10 protein-coding genes are annotated in these 15,700 nt (G+C 69.8%); 8 read left to right on the top strand and 2 right to left on the bottom strand.

The genetic code is table 11. From position 1 onward, the window contains the following. Position 1 precedes the first annotated feature (1 nt). A complete protein-coding gene (locus ABZZ04_RS28735) occupies positions 2-1,252 on the bottom strand; it encodes a sugar ABC transporter substrate-binding protein (RefSeq protein ID WP_356935123.1) in 1,251 nt (416 codons plus the stop codon). A gap of 247 nt (positions 1,253-1,499) precedes the next feature. On the opposite strand from ABZZ04_RS28735, the gene ABZZ04_RS28730 reads away from it, so the two are divergent. Continuing rightward, positions 1,500-2,492, top strand: a complete 993-nt coding sequence (locus ABZZ04_RS28730; protein ID WP_356935122.1) for an acetylxylan esterase — start codon at positions 1,500-1,502, stop codon at positions 2,490-2,492. 221 nt (positions 2,493-2,713) lie between these two features. On the opposite strand, the gene ABZZ04_RS28725 is transcribed toward ABZZ04_RS28730, so the two are convergent. Further along, positions 2,714-3,769 (bottom strand): LacI family DNA-binding transcriptional regulator, encoded by a 1,056-nt coding sequence (locus ABZZ04_RS28725; RefSeq protein WP_356935121.1) that lies wholly within the window; start codon positions 3,767-3,769, stop codon positions 2,714-2,716. Positions 3,770-4,104: 335 nt separating this feature from the next. On the opposite strand from ABZZ04_RS28725, the gene ABZZ04_RS28720 reads away from it, so the two are divergent. The 7 genes from ABZZ04_RS28720 to ABZZ04_RS28690 all read left to right on the top strand — a co-directional run bounded on the left by ABZZ04_RS28720 (position 4,105) and on the right by ABZZ04_RS28690 (position 15,545). After that, positions 4,105-6,456 (top strand): ABC transporter family substrate-binding protein, encoded by a 2,352-nt coding sequence (locus ABZZ04_RS28720; RefSeq protein ID WP_356935120.1) that lies wholly within the window; start codon positions 4,105-4,107, stop codon positions 6,454-6,456. 628 nt (positions 6,457-7,084) lie between these two features. After that, entirely contained in the window at positions 7,085-8,989 is a 1,905-nt protein-coding gene (gene typA, locus ABZZ04_RS28715) for a translational GTPase TypA (protein ID WP_356935119.1), read from the top strand. A gap of 678 nt (positions 8,990-9,667) precedes the next feature. Beyond that, on the top strand, positions 9,668-11,311 hold the full coding sequence (locus ABZZ04_RS28710) for an ABC transporter substrate-binding protein (protein ID WP_356935118.1): 1,644 nt from the start codon (positions 9,668-9,670) through the stop codon (positions 11,309-11,311). Between the two features lie 150 nt (positions 11,312-11,461). Further along, positions 11,462-12,388: an ABC transporter permease gene (locus tag ABZZ04_RS28705; protein ID WP_356935164.1), complete on the top strand. Its 927-nt coding sequence runs from the start codon at positions 11,462-11,464 to the stop codon at positions 12,386-12,388. Next, entirely contained in the window at positions 12,381-13,331 is a 951-nt protein-coding gene (locus ABZZ04_RS28700) for an ABC transporter permease (protein WP_356935117.1), read from the top strand. Before ABZZ04_RS28705 ends, ABZZ04_RS28700 begins: the two co-directional genes overlap by 8 nt. A gap of 14 nt (positions 13,332-13,345) precedes the next feature. Continuing rightward, complete coding sequence (locus tag ABZZ04_RS28695) at positions 13,346-14,401, top strand: ABC transporter ATP-binding protein (protein ID WP_356935116.1); 1,056 nt, start codon at positions 13,346-13,348, stop codon at positions 14,399-14,401. Continuing rightward, positions 14,394-15,545 (top strand): dipeptide ABC transporter ATP-binding protein, encoded by a 1,152-nt coding sequence (locus ABZZ04_RS28690; protein ID WP_356935115.1) that lies wholly within the window; start codon positions 14,394-14,396, stop codon positions 15,543-15,545. Before ABZZ04_RS28695 ends, ABZZ04_RS28690 begins: the two co-directional genes overlap by 8 nt. Positions 15,546-15,700: the final 155 nt, after the last annotated feature.

The following is a 15,700-nucleotide window of genomic DNA, read 5'->3' as shown; positions in this document are numbered from 1 at the left end:
CCTACTTCACGAGGCCTTCGATTTCGGACTGCGCGGTCTTGAGCGCGTCCTCGGCGGACGCCTTGCCCTGGGTCACCTTCGCGATGGCCTGGTCGACCTTGTCCGTGATCTCCGTCCAGTTGGACAGCGACGGCGAGGACTTGGCGGTGTCCATCTGCTTCTTGAAGACCTGGAGGTTGGCGTCGTCGGCGAGGTCGCCGGAGGTCCAGGCGGCGGTGTTGGCCGGCAGGTCCTTGGTGCGCTCGTACCAGTCGGCCTGGCCCTTGGTGTCGGTCAGGTACTTGATGAACTCCTTGGCGGCGGCCTTGTGCTCGCTGTCCTTGGAGATCACCAGGGAGGAACCGCCGGCCATGGAGACCGAGGACTTGTCGGCGGGCACGTTGGCCACCGCCCACTTGCCCTTGATCTGCGGCTGGCCCTCGTTCAGCAGGGTGACGTGCCAGGGGCCGCCGAAGAACATCGGGACGCGGCCGTTGCCGAAGTCCTTCACCACGTCGTAGCCGGGCTGCACCGACTTGTTGGACAGGCCCTTGTCGAAGTACGAGCCGTACTCCTTGAGCGCCTTGACGGCCTCGGGGCTGTCGATGACGGCCTCGCCCTTGTCGTTGACGATCTCGCCGCCGGCCGAGTAGAGGAAGGAGTAGAAGTTCTGCACCGTGTCCAGGCCGCTGGGCTGGATGGACAGGCCCCACTTGGTGCCGGCCTTCTTCTGGTAGGCCGTGGCGAGGTCCTGCATCTCCTTCCAGTTGCTCGGAGCCTTGGTGACACCGGCCTTCTCGGCCAGGTCGGTGCGGTAGTAGAGGACGCGGGTGTCGACGTACCACGGCACGCCGTACGCCTGGCCGTCCACCTCGCCCTGGCTCCAGCCGGAGGGGAAGTAGTCCTTCTCGTCGAAGGTCTTGGTGTCGACCGGCTCCAGCACCCCGAGCTCGGCGAACTCGCCCATGTAGCTGCCGCCCATCTGCGCCACGTCCGGCAGGGTGCCGGCGGCGGCCGCGGAGACCAGCTTCTGGTGGGCGACGTCCCAGCCGACCGGGGTCACCTTGACGGTGATGTTCGGGTTGGCCTTCGTGTACTCCTTGGCCACATCCGTGAGCTTCTCGCCCTCGGCCCCCATGGCCCAGACGGTGATCGTCTGCTTCTTGTCCGCGGCGACGTCGTCGCCCCCGGAGCTGCCGCACGCGGTGATACCGAAGGTGAGCGCGACTGCGGTGGCGATGCCGACCGTGGCGTTTCTGGCGGTGCGGGACATGGAGGGCTCCTCCTTGAGCAATCCTGATGTATGCGCTGCCTGTAAGCGCATACATCACTCTGCGACAGGAATCCGGGAATCCGCAAGAGGGTGCTGGGTCACACTCGTGCAACGTGCTGGACACCTGAATGTTCAACTTGGCACGGTAAGTGTGCCATTTGCGAAATAGTGGGCGTTGTGACCGATTCCGCATGATCGCGCGACGGCGCCCGGAGGTCCGCGGGGGCGGGGCGCTACTGTCGCGACCATGGCTTCGTTCGAACATGACTTCCCCTTCGACCCGACCCACGGGCACACGCTCGACGACCTGCTGCGGATATCCGCGCCCGACGGCGCCCCGGCCGACTTCGCCGACTTCTGGCGGGGCCGGTACGAGGAGGCGCGCAAGGTCGACACCGAGCCGGAACTCGGCCCGCCGGAGGACGAGCGCGACGGCGTGCGGATCCACGGCGTGACCTTCACCTCGGTGGGCGGGGCGCGGCTCGGCGGCTGGGTGGCGCTGCCCGACACGGGGACGGCGGAGCACGGCTTCGTCATCGGGCACGGCTACGGCGGCCGGGAGGCGCCCGGCCCCGACGTGCCGCTGCCGCTGCCCCGGTCCGCGGCGATCCTGCCGTGCGTGCGGGGCATGGTCTCGCGCGGCCTGCTGCCGGGCGTGCCGACCGTCTCCAGCTCGCACGTGCTGCACGGCATCGAGTCGCGCGACACCTACGTCATCGGCGACTGCGTGGCGGACCTGTGGTGCGCGGCCTCGGCCCTGCACGAGCTGGTGCCGGAGCTGGCGCCCGGCACCGGCGCCCCGCTGCTCGGATACCTGGGGGAGAGCTTCGGCGGTGGGCTCGGCGCGCTGGCGATGCCCTGGGACGACCGTTTCGGGGCGGCGCAGCTGACCGTGCCGACCTTCGGCAACCACCCGCTCCGGCTCACCCTGCAGTGCACCGGCAGCGGCGAGGCGGTGCGCGGGTACCACCGGGACCACCCCGAGGTCACCGAGGTCCTGCGGTACTTCGACGCCGCCACGGCCGCGACGTGGCTGAAGCAGCCCACGCTGGTGGCCGCGGCGCTCTTCGACCCGTCGGTGCCGCCGCCGGGGCAGTTCGCCGTGCACAACGCGCTGGCGGGCGAGAGCGAGCTGCAGGTGCTGAGCGCGGGCCACTTCGAGCACGAGGGCCTGGCGGCGGAGACGGCGGAGCTCGTGGCGGCCCGCAAGTGGTTCTTCGGGGAGCGGCTGGGGCGCTGACCCGAGCGGTACGGCCGGCTCGGCCGTACCGCTGCCTCGGCCGCACCGCTATGGACCGGCCGTACCGCTGCCGGTCGCCGGACGGCCGCACCGCCACGGGCCGACCGGCCGTGTCGTTGTCGCGCACCGCTGCCGGCCGGCCGTACCGCCCGTCGGCCGGCCGCACCGCTGCCGCGTGGCACCTTCGGGGCGACGGTCGCGGCGCGGTGGCCTCGGAGGTGTCAGCCGCAGCCGCAGCTGGCGCGGCGGACCGGGGTGACCGGGAGCATCAGCGACACCGGCTCCTTGCTGCTGTTGCCCAGTCGCTGCACCAGCAACTCGACGGCCTGCTCGCCGAGTTGGCGGATCGGCTGGCGCACTGTCGTCAGTGCGGGGCGGACGATCCGGCTCAGCGGGATCCCGTCGAAGCCGGTCACCGCGATGTCCTCGGGCACCCGTACCCCGCGCCGCTCCAGGGCGCGCAGCGCGCCCACCGCCATCTGGTCGTTGGCGAAGAGCACCCCCTGCGGCCGTTCGCCGGGCCGGTCCAGCAACGCCTCCGCGGCCCGTGCGCCCTCCGCCTGCGTCATCATCGCGGCCCGCAGGTCGGGGGCGTCCGGCACCGGGAGTCCGGCGTCGCCGCACGCCTGCCGGAAGCCGAGGAACCGGGCCTCGGCGTCCGGCGAGTCGACCTCGCCGCCGACGAAGGCCAGCCTGCGCAGCCCGTGGTCCTCGATCAGGTGGCGGGTCAGCTCGCGCTCGCCGTCGGCGTTGGCGACGACGATGTGGTCGAGGTGGTCGATCTCGCGGGGACCGGCGAGCATCACCACCGGGAGCCGGCGCGAGATGACCTCCAGGTCCTCGGTCGGCACGGTCTGCGCCAGCACGGCGAAGCCGTCGACCCGGCCCGCGACCTTCGCGACGAGGCTCTCCGGCCCGCCCTCCAGGGAGGCGGCGATCAGCAGCGCGTAGCCGTGCCGGCGGGCGGCCCGCTCCATGCCGCGGATGATCTGGTCCGAGTAGAGCATCACCGCGTCGTCGGCGTCGCTGTCCGCCTCGGCGTCGGCCTCCGCGTCGGGGTCCGCGTAGTCGGGGAAGCAGAGCCCGAGCACGCCGGTGGTCCGGCTGGCCAGCCCCCGGGCGTTCCCGCTGGGCACGTAACCGAGCTGGCGGGCGGCTTCGAGGACCCGCTCGCGGGTCTGGGCGCGCACCGAGTCGGGGGTGCGGTAGACCCGCGAGACCGTGGCAATGGAGACGCCGGACCGCTCGGCGACGTCGTACACCGTGGGGGCGCTCACTCGACCGACCGTCCGCTTCTTGTTCCGTACCGAAGCACCTGTTGTTGCATCTACCGACCCTTTTCTGAAAGCGCATTCACCCTAGATCGCGGGCCGCGCGGCGGGCAAGGCGGTCCGGGAGCGGGCGGGCGGGGCCGCCCGGGGGCCGCGGGCGGTTCCGCTCCTCCGCACGGGTGAGGTTGCGGGGTGCGGCGCCGTGTCTGCGCCGCCTCGCGCGCGGGGGCGCATTCAGTGGAGGGGCGGAATCAGTGTGATCAACTGCATATGCCACCAAAAATGCACAATTCGGCCCACTCGGGTGCGGGTGAGCCGGGCCGGCCCCGGAGGTATCAGCCATGTCCCACGTCGGCGTCCCGCGCGGGACGGCCCGCAAGCGCCGCTCGCTCGCGCTCCTCACGACGGGTGTGCTGACGCTCCCCGTGCTGGCGGGCTGCACCTCCGGCGACAGCGGCGAGGCCGTCGCCACCGCCCCCCAGGACGTCGCGGTCGCGGGCCGGAACGCGGTCGCCGAGGGAGGCACCGTCCACTGGGCGATCGACGCCGTGCCCACCACGCTCAACGCCTTCCAGGCCGATGCCGACGGTGCCACCGCCCGGATCACCGGCGCCCTGCTGCCGCACCTCTTCCCGCTGGACGCCAGGGGGAGGCCGCAGCGCGACCCGGACTACCTGGAGTCCGCGAAGGTGATCGAGAGCGAACCCCGGCAGGTGGTGCTCTACCGGCTCAACCAGCAGGCGGTGTGGAGCAACGGCCGGGAGATCGGGGCCCCCGACTTCGTCGCCCAGTGGCGGGCGCTGAGCGGCAAGGACTCGGCGTTCTGGACCGCCCGCAACGCGGGCTACGAGCGGATCGAGAAGATCGAACGCGGCGCCGACGACCTGGAGGTGCGGGTCACCTTCGCCAAGCCGTACGCGGACTGGCGCTCGCTGTTCTCCCCGCTGTACCCCAAGGAGGTCACCGGCTCCCCGGACGCCTTCAACGACGGGGCCCGCACCACGCTCAAGGCCACCTCGGGACCGTTCCGGCTGCGCGGCGTGGACAAGGCGAAGGGCGAGGTCACCCTGGTCCGCGACCCGCACTGGTGGGGCGGCCGGGCCAAGCTGGACACGCTGGTCTTCAGGGCCGTCGGACCGCAGGACCGGACCGGGGCCCTGGCCGGGGGGAAGGTGGACGTCGCCGACGTCGACGCCGCGACGGCGCACCGGATCACCCGGGCCGCCGCCGACCGGGGCGCGGCCGGCCCGCTCGCCCACGGCCCCGGCGCCCCGGCGGGCCCGGCCGCGGCGCTGCGCTCCTGGGCCGTGGCGCACGGCTCCGACCCGAAGGCGGCGGCCGCCGCACGGGCGGCCAGGAAGAAGGACCGGGCCGCCGCCGAGACGTATGCCACCGAGCAGCGCGGGCTGGGCGACTACGTGGTCCGCAAGTCGCTGGAGCCCGCCTACACCCAGCTCGCGCTGAACGGCGAGTCCGGGCCGCTCGCCGACGCCCGGGTGCGCCGTGCGGTCGCCCGCGCCCTGAACCGCCAGGAGATCGCCGACGCCGTGCTCGCCCCGCTCGGCCTGCCCGCCGAGCCGCTCGGCAGCCACCTCGCCCTGGCCGGGCAGCCGGGGTACGAGGACGGCAGCGGTGCGCTCGGCGGCCACGACACCGAGGAGGCGCAGGCGCTGCTGGCCGACGCGGGCTGGACGCGGGAGGGCGCGGTCGACACCTCCGACGGGACCAAGGCGGGCAGCGAGGCCGACAAGAAGCAGAAGGAGAAGCAGCCCGCGGGCAAGCCCGAGGAGAAGGCGGGGAAGGCGGGGGCCGCCGAGGGGAAGAACGCCGCCGGGCACGAGCCCGCCGCGGACGACGGCCTGTACATCGTCGGCGACGACGGCAAGTCCGGCGACGGTGAACCGGTGGGCGGCATCACCCACGTACTGGCCCCCGCCCCCGTGGCCGCGTTCCACAGCTCGGCCCTGCTGCGGCAGGCCGGGTACCTGGCCCGGACCGGGACCTCCGAGGACGCCCCCGCCGAGGCCGCCGCCCGGGACCGGGGGCCGGGCGGCGCCGCCGGCGCGTACGCCCCCGCGGGCACCGCGGCCCCCGCCCGCGCGTCCGGCGCCCCGCACGGCGGCCCGCTCGGCAAGGACGGCGAGCCGCTGACGCTGCGCTTCGTCCTGCCGTCCGGCCCGGGGGCGGAGCCGCTGCGCGGCGTCGGGGACAGGATCGCGGCGATGCTCGACGTGATCGGCGTCCGCACGGAGATCACCAAGGTCTCCGACGACAGCTACTTCCGGGACCACATCGCGTCCGGCGACTACGACCTGGCGCTGTACTCCTGGCCCGCCACCGCCTACCCGGCCACCGACGACCGTCCGATCTACGCCAAGCCGGTGCCCGCCACCGACGGCTCGCTGCTGGTCGAGCAGAACTACACCCGCGTCGGCACGGACCACATCGACCAGCTCTTCGACCGGGCGCTCTCGGAACTGGACGAGGGGGCCGCCCGGGACCTGATGAAGCAGGCCGACGCCCGGATCTGGGCCGCCGCCGGGTCGATTCCGCTCTACCAGCGCCCGCAGCTCGTGGCGACCGACCGCGAGCTGCTGAACGTCGGCGCCTTCGGCTTCGGCACACCCCACTACCAGGACATCGGTTTCAAGAAACCGCAGGCCGCCGGGGCTCCGGCCGAGAAGAAGAAGTAGCAGGTCAGCGCGGTTCCCAAAAGCTCAGAACTGGCTCAAATTCCTTGCCCGCCGGACCGTCCGGCGGGCAAGGTCGTACCCACCCGTCGACCCGGGTGGCCGCTCGCTCCCCCCACTTCTGAGGCCCCCCACCCCGGAGCCCCTTGCTCCGGGTCCTCAGAACCTCCGTCCCGGAGCCCCACCTCCGAGATGCGCCGACGCCGTCCGCTTCCGCCGCCGGGCGACCGTGGCCGGACCGGTCGATGACGATCGCCGGAACAACCGGTCACGGAGGCGGAAACGCGAAGTGGACGCGGACCGGCGCCGGACGGACCGGGGGAGCGAGCGCATTGCGTCCCTCGTTCCCGCCCGTCGCCGCGGACGATTCCGCAGGCCGTCCGCCGCCCGCGCGTCCGCCCGCGAGGAGGCCGGTGCCGTGCGCCCACCGGCCCGTACGGCGGTGTTCGCGCGTCCTGCCCGCGGGGCCGCGCACCCGCCCGGAGGCCGGGCGGCACTCGCCCGGGAAGCCGCGGCGGCGTCAGCCCCGTACCATGGACAAGCCGTGGCGCGTCCGCCCGGCGGGCGTACGAGGAACCCGAGACCGACTGAGACGCCTGATCCCACGATCCGAGAGAAGCGCAAGCCACCCATGCCCACGCGCCACGACATCCGTAACGTAGCCATCGTCGCCCACGTCGACCACGGCAAGACGACCATCGTCGATGCCATGCTCAAGCAGGCCGGGGCGTTCGCCGCCCACCAGCTGGAGTCCGTCGACGACCGCGTCATGGACTCGAACGACCTGGAGCGTGAGAAGGGCATCACGATCCTCGCCAAGAACACGGCGGTGAAGTACCACCCCAAGGACGGCGGGGCGCCCATCACGATCAACATCATCGACACCCCCGGCCACGCCGACTTCGGCGGCGAGGTCGAGCGCGGCCTGTCGATGGTCGACGCGGTCGTGCTGCTGGTCGACGCCTCCGAGGGCCCGCTGCCGCAGACCCGCTTCGTGCTCCGCAAGGCCCTCCAGGCCCGGATGCCGGTGATCCTGTGCATCAACAAGACGGACCGCCCGGACTCCCGCATCGACGAGGTCGTCAACGAGACGTACGACCTCTTCCTCGACCTGGACGCCGACGAGGACCAGATCGAGTTCCCGATCGTCTACGCCTGCGGCCGTGACGGCATCGCGTCCCTCACCAAGCCCGAGGACGGCACCGTCCCGGCCGACTCCACCAGCCTGGAGCCGTTCTTCTCCACCATCCTGGAGCACGTCCCGGCCCCGACGTACGAGGAGGACGCGCCGCTCCAGGCCCACGTCACCAACCTCGACGCCGACAACTTCCTCGGCCGCATCGCGCTGCTCCGCGTCGAGCAGGGCGAGCTGCGCAAGGGCCAGACGGTCGCGTGGATCAAGCGTGACGGCACGGTCTCCAACGTCCGCATCTCCGAGCTGATGATGACCGAGGCGCTCACCCGCAAGCCGGCCGAGGTGGCGGGCCCCGGTGACATCTGCGCCGTGGCCGGCATCCCGGACATCATGATCGGCGAGACGCTGGCCGACCCGGAGAACCCGGTCGCGCTCCCGCTGATCACGGTCGACGAGCCCGCGATCTCCATGACCATCGGTACGAACACCTCGCCGCTGGTCGGCCGCGGTGCCACGGGCAAGGGCGCCGACGCCAAGGCCGTCGTCAAGGACCGCAAGGTCACCGCCCGCCAGGTCAAGGACCGCCTGGACCGCGAGCTGATCGGCAACGTCTCGCTCCGCGTCCTGGACACCGAGCGCCCCGACGCCTGGGAGGTGCAGGGCCGCGGCGAGCTGGCGCTGGCCATCCTGGTCGAGCAGATGCGCCGCGAGGGCTTCGAGCTGACCATCGGCAAGCCGCAGGTGGTCACCAAGCAGGTCGAGGGCAAGACCTACGAGCCGGTCGAGCGCATGACCGTCGACGTGCCCGAGGAGCACATGGGCGCCGTCACCCAGCTCATGGGCGTCCGCAAGGGCCGCATGGACAACATGTCGAACCACGGCTCCGGCTGGGTCCGCATGGAGTTCGTCGTGCCCTCCCGCGGTCTCATCGGCTTCCGCACGGAGTTCCTGACGCAGACCCGCGGCACGGGCATCGCCCACTCCATCCACGAGGGCCACGAGCCGTGGTTCGGCACCCTGACGACCCGTAACAACGGCTCGCTGGTCGCCGACCGCGCGGGTGCGGTCACCGCCTTCGCGATGACCAACCTCCAGGAGCGCGGCGTGCTCTTCACCGACCCGGGCACCGAGGTCTACGAGGGCATGATCGTCGGTGAGAACTCGCGCGCCGACGACATGGACGTGAACATCACCAAGGAGAAGAAGCTCACCAACATGCGCTCCTCCTCCGCCGACTCCTTCGAGGCGATCGTGCCGCCGCGCAAGCTCTCCCTGGAGCAGTCCCTGGAGTTCTGCCGCGACGACGAGTGCGTCGAGGTGACCCCGGAGGCCGTGCGCATCCGCAAGGTCGTCCTCGACCAGAAGGAGCGCGGCCGCACCGCGTCGCGCGCCAAGCGCTGATGTGACCCCGCACGCGCCCGGCGCCGGCCCCGTGCCGCGAGCCGGGCGCTGACGCGGCGTCGGGTGCGGGCAGCGCCCCGCACGCCGGTGCGCGCCCCGATGCACCACGAGGGCCCGGTCCTCCGTCAACTGACGGAAGGCCGGGCCCTCGTGCGGTGTTCCGGGGGTCCGCCGGACCCTCTCCGAGGGGGGTGTCCGCACGGCCGCGACGGTTGTGCGGGATCATTCGTGGGCAAGGTGTGAAGGCGCCGGTTCGCTTCGCCGGAGTGCGGTCGTGTGCATCCGCGACGGGGGCGGGGCGGACCCATGATCATCCGGCAGCCCGATCATGCCCTTGTCCAGTGGTTTTCTCCGGCGATCCGTCCGGATATCGATCGTCGCTCTCCGAAAGCTGCGTTAACGGTCCGTTTCGAGGGTGTCTGTCTGGGATCAGTTTGTCCGGATTTCGGGCATTCAAGGTTCCTCGATGTTGTCAAAACGAGACCCCTTAAGTGTGGTTTACAGCCCGGTCGTACTTAATAGTTGGCTCCATTGAGCTCGGGTCAATGGGTCACGCACTGTGGGGAGTGCCGACTCACGAGCACACTAGGGGCACTGAAACGATCACCGTCAGGGGTGTCGGTGTATCACTCCAGTGCCCTTCTTGTAGTCAAAAGTGGACTCATGAGGAGGAAACCCATGCGTGGTGCCAAGAGCGCCAAGTGGGTCGCAGGCGCGGCCATCATCGCCCTGGCCGCGACCGCCTGTGGTGGTGGCGACAAGGACAGCGACAGTGGCATGAACTCCGGCAAGGCGGACCCGAACGGGATCCTGACCGCCCAGCTCGGAGAGCCGCAGAACCCGCTGCAGCCGGCGAACGCCAAGGAGAGCCAGGGCAGCCGTGTCCTGCGCACCATCTTCTCCGGCCTGGTCGACTACGAGCCCGGCACCGGCAAGCTCACGTACGTCAACGCCGAGTCCGTGACGCCCAACGCCGACTCGTCGGTGTGGACCGTCAAGCTCAAGCCGGGCTGGAAGTTCCACGACGGCACCCCGGTCACCGCCAAGTCCTACGTGGACTCCTGGAACTGGTCGGCCAACGTCAAGAACAACCAGACCAACTCCAGCTGGTTCCAGGACATCAAGGGCTACGAGGACGTCCACCCGGAGAAGGGTGACCCGAAGTCCGACAAGATGTCCGGCCTGAAGGTCGTCGACGAGAACTCCTTCACCATCACCCTGACCGGCCCGGTCTCGTACTTCGCGTACAAGCTCGGCTACGACGTCTGGGCGCCGCTGCCCGAGGTCTTCTTCAAGGACCCGAAGGCCGCCGGCCAGAAGCCGATCGGCAACGGCCCCTACAAGTTCGTCTCGTGGGACCACAAGAAGCTGATCAAGGTTCGGAAGTTCGACGGTTACCAGGGCCCGAACAAGGCCAAGAACGGTGGCATCGACTTCAAGAACTACACCACCGCCGAGGCCGCCTACTCGGACCTGCGCTCGAACAACCTCGACTGGATCGAGCAGGTTCCGACCACCTCGCTGACCAGCTACAAGCAGGACCTCGGCGACCGTGCCATCGACGCCGAGTACTCCGCGGTGCAGTCGATCGTCCCGGCGTTCTACACCAAGCAGTTCAAGGACATCGACCCCAAGGTCATCCAGGGTCTGTCGATGGCCATCGACCGTGACACGATCACCAAGACCGTGCTGCACGGCACCCGTACCCCGGCCGACTCGTACGTCGCCCGCGGTGTGCTCGGCTACAAGCCCGGCGCCCTCGGTGACATCACGAAGTACGACCCGGCCAAGGCCAAGAAGCTGATCGAAGAGGGCGGCGGCGTCCCGGGCAACAAGATCTCGATCCAGTTCAACGCCGACCAGTCCCACAAGCCGTGGGTCGACGCGGTCTGCAACAGCATCCGCAAGGCCACCGGTGTCGAGTGCACCGGCGACTCCAAGCCGGACTTCCAGGCGGACCTGAACGCCCGCGACAACAAGCAGGTCAAGTCCATGTACCGCGGTGGCTGGGTGCTCGACTACCCGGTCAACTCGAACTTCATGCGCGACCTGTACGGCACCACCGCCGCCGGTAACACCTCGGGTTACTCCAACAAGGAGTTCGACGAGCTCGCCTCGAAGGCCGACAAGGCCAAGACGCTCGACGAGACCGTGAAGATGTACCAGGAGGCCGAGCAGCTCCTGAAGAACGACATGCCGGCCATCCCGCTGTGGTTCTACAAGAACAACTCGGGTCAGTCCGAGAACGTCTTCGGCAAGATCGTTTACGGCCAGGACGGCGACCCCATCTTCACCGACGTCCAGGTGAAGGCCAAGAAGTAACCATCGGGATCCGAAGGCCGGTTCCGCCGTCCCTCACGAGGGACGGCGGAACCGGCCCACGGGCGTAGGCCCCGGGGCTCTCCCCCACACCCCCGCGGCGGAGACACCTCTGAGTAGGCCATCGCCGACCCCTCACGGCATGGAGGCATGATGGGGCGTTACGTCGCAAGGCGACTGCTCCAGATGATCCCGGTATTCATCGGGACCACTCTGATTATTTTCCTCATGGTCCACATCCTTCCCGGCGATCCGATCCGGGCGATGTGGGGAGACAAGGCGGCAGACCCCGCACAGGTCGCGTCGCTCCGCCATGAGTTCGGGCTCGACCAGCCCCTGTGGAAGCAATACGTCGACTACATGGCGAATCTCTTCCAGGGCGACTTCGGCAAGACCTTCGGTGGCCGCGAAGTCATCGACGAGATGTCCGAATCCTTCCCGGTGACCCTGCGCCTGACCGCGGTCGCCATGATCATCGAGATCATCGTCGGCATCGGGCTCGGCGCCTGGGCGGGTCTGCGGGCCGGCAAGGCCGCCGACACCGGCGTGCTGATCTTCACCCTGATCGTCATCTCGATCCCGGTGTTCGTGCTCGGCTTCCTCGCCCGCTTCGTCCTCGCGGACACGCTGGGCTGGGTGGCACCGAACGTCCAGGACTCCACGGACTACGCGCAGTTGTTCCTGCCGGGCTTCGTGCTCGCCATGCTCTCCATGGCGTACGTGGCACGACTGACCCGCACCACCTTCGCGGAGAACCTGCGCGCCGACTACATGCGCACGGCCATGGCCAAGGGCCTGCCGCGGCGCCGCATCGTCGGTGTCCACCTGCTGCGCAACTCCCTGATCCCGGTCGTCACCTTCCTGGGTACGGACGTCGGCGGCTTCATCGGCGGCGCGGTCGTCACCGAGGGCATCTTCAACGTCCAGGGTGTCGGGAACCTGCTCTTCAAGGCGCTGCAGCAGCGCGAGGGCTCGACGATCGTCGGCGTCGTCACGGTCTTCGTCCTCGTCATCCTTGTGATCAACTTGCTCGTCGACCTGCTGTACGCGGTCCTGGACCCGAGGATCCGGTATGCCTGACGCGACCAAGACCACGACCGAAGCAGCGGTGGACGCCACCGCTGCCCCCGCGGCCGCCGAGGGCGCCAAGGGACAGGGCAAGCCGCGCAGCCTCTGGGGCGACGCGTGGTTCGACCTGCGCCACCGCCCGATGTTCTGGATCTCCTCGATCCTGCTGCTGATCCTGCTGATCGTCGCGGCCTTCCCGGGGCTGTTCACCGGTGCGGACCCGCGCGACGGCGACCTGACCAACCACTTCCTGTCCAAGCCGGAGCTGGGGCACTTCTTCCAGCCCGACTGGTTCGGTTACGACGGCCAGGGCCGTTCGATCTACGCCCGTGTCGTCTACGGCACCCGCGCCTCGATCCTGGTCGGCGTCGGCGTCACCGCCACGGTCACCCTGGTCGGCGGCCTGCTGGGCATGCTCGCCGGTTACTTCGGCGGCTGGCTCGACTCGATCATCTCCCGGGTCACCGACATCTTCTTCGGCATCCCCTTCCTGCTCGGTGCGATGGTCGTCCTGAACGCCTTCACCGACCGCAAGGTGTACGTGGTGATCCTGGCCCTCGCCTTCCTGGGCTGGACCTCGATCTGCCGTGTGATGCGGTCCTCCGTGATCACCGCCAAGCAGGCGGACTACGTGACGGCGGCCCGCGCGCTCGGCGCCGGCACCTCGCGCATCCTCTTCCGGCACGTACTGCCCAACGCGCTCGCCCCGACCATCGTCGTGGCCACCATCGCGCTCGGCGGATACATCTCGGCCGAGGCGACGCTCTCGTTCCTCGGACTCGGACTCGCGGACCCGACGATCTCGTGGGGCATCGACATCGCGGAGGGCAGCCAGGCCATCCGTGACAACCCGCATGCGCTGCTGTTCCCGGCAGGAATGCTCAGCCTCACGGTCTTCGCGTTCATCATGCTCGGCGACGCGGTCCGCGACGCCCTCGACCCGAAGCTGCGCTGAGGAGGGCGTACGACGTGACCAGCATCAAGACATCAGACATTCCGGCGCCCCGTGCCGAGGAGTCGGGCGACACCCCGCTCCTGGAAGTGCGCGACCTGCACGTGGAGTTCCACACCCGTGACGGGGTCGCCAAGGCCGTCAACGGTGTGAACTACAGCGTGGACGCGGGCGAGACCCTGGCCGTGCTCGGCGAGTCCGGTTCCGGCAAGTCCGTGACCGCTCAGGCGATCATGGGCATCCTCGACATGCCGCCCGGCAAGATCCCGCAGGGCCAGATCCTGTACCGCGGCCAGGACATGCTCACCATGAGCTACGAGGAGCGGCGGAAGATCCGCGGCCAGAAGATCGCGATGATCTTCCAGGACGCGCTCTCCTCCCTCAACCCCGTGCTCTCGGTCGGCTACCAGCTCGGCGAGATGTTCCGGGTCCACCAGGGACTCTCCAAGAAGCAGGCGAAGGCCAAGGCCATCGAGCTGATGGACCGGGTCAAGATCCCTGCCGCCAAGCAGCGGGTCGACGACTACCCGCACCAGTTCTCCGGCGGCATGCGCCAGCGCATCATGATCGCCATGGCGCTGGCCCTGGAACCGGACCTGATCATCGCGGACGAGCCGACCACCGCGCTCGACGTGACGGTCCAGGCCCAGGTCATGGACCTGCTCAGCGAGCTGCAGACCGAGTTCAACATGGGCCTGATCCTGATCACCCACGACCTCGGCGTCGTCGCCGACGTCGCGGACAAGATCGCGGTCATGTACGCGGGACGGATCGTCGAGACGGCGCCGGTGCACGAGCTGTACAAGCGGCCCGCGCACCCGTACACCCGTGGTCTGCTCGACTCGATCCCGCGGCTCGACCAGAAGGGCCAGGAGCTCTACGCGATCAAGGGTCTGCCGCCCAACCTGCTCAAGATCCCGTCCGGCTGCGCCTTCAACCCGCGCTGCCCCAAGGCGGAGGACATCTGCCGCACGGAGATTCCGGCCCTGGTGCCGGTCTCCGAGCAGGACGGCACCGAACTGCCCGGTCGCGGCAGCGCCTGCCACTTCTGGAAGGAGACGATCCATGGCTGAGCTCGACAAGACTGACGGTTCCATGGACGCCACCCCGAACGTCACCGAGGTCGTGACGGTCGACACCGCAGACGAGACGGCCGCGGTCGCCGCGCTCGAGGCTCCGGTGGAACGCGGCGAGCCGATCCTCCAGGTGCGCAATCTGGTCAAGCACTTCCCGCTGAGCCAGGGCATCCTGTTCAAGCGCCAGGTCGGCGCGGTCAAGGCCGTGGACGGGGTCTCCTTCGACCTCTACCAGGGCGAGACCCTCGGCATCGTCGGCGAGTCCGGCTGTGGCAAGTCCACCGTCGCCAAGCTGCTGATGACGCTGGAGACCGCGACCGCCGGCGAGGTCTTCTACAAGGGCCAGGACATCACCAAGCTGTCCGGGCGCGCGCTGAAGGCGGTCCGCCGGAACATCCAGATGGTGTTCCAGGACCCGTACACCTCGCTGAACCCGCGCATGACGGTCGGCGACATCATCGGCGAGCCCTTCGACATCCACCCGGAGGTGGCGCCGAAGGGCGACCGCCGCCGGAGGGTCCAGGACCTGCTGGACGTCGTCGGCCTCAACCCGGAGTACATCAACCGGTACCCGCACCAGTTCTCCGGCGGTCAGCGCCAGCGCATCGGCATCGCCCGCGGCCTCGCGCTCAACCCGGAGATCATCATCTGCGACGAGCCGGTCTCCGCGCTCGACGTGTCGGTGCAGGCGCAGGTCATCAACCTGATGGAGAAGCTCCAGGACGAGTTCAACCTGTCCTACGTCTTCATCGCGCACGACCTGTCGATCGTCCGGCACATCTCCGACCGGGTCGGCGTCATGTACCTCGGCAAGATGGCCGAGATCGGCACCGACGCCGAGATCTACGACCACCCGACGCACCCCTACACCCAGGCGCTGCTGTCGGCGGTCCCGGTCCCGGACCCGGACGCCCGTGAGGGCCGCGACCGGATCATCCTCACCGGTGACGTCCCGTCGCCGGCGAACCCGCCGTCCGGCTGCCGCTTCCGCACCCGTTGCTGGAAGGCCCAGGACAAGTGCGCCACGGAGATGCCGATCCTGGCGATCCCCGAGCGCTTCAAGGACTCGGACAGCCCCGCGGCACACGAGTCGGCCTGCCACTTCGCCGAGGAGAAGGACGTCGTGGGCGCGGCCTCGTAGCCCCGCAGCACGACCCGCAGTACACGAGAAGCGCCCGGAACCGATCGGTTCCGGGCGCTTCTCCCTCTTCAGGGACCGGGCGCGCAGGTGGCTCGGGTCAATGGGCTCACGTGCCCGGTCCCGCGGGGCCGGGGAGCCCCGCGGGAGGGGACCGG

This window comes from Streptomyces sp. NPDC006435 (assembly GCF_040612315.1).
Classification (GTDB): domain Bacteria; phylum Actinomycetota; class Actinomycetes; order Streptomycetales; family Streptomycetaceae; genus Streptomyces.
Note: the sequence above shows the minus strand (reverse complement) of the source record. Positions and strands in the feature narration are given on the sequence as shown.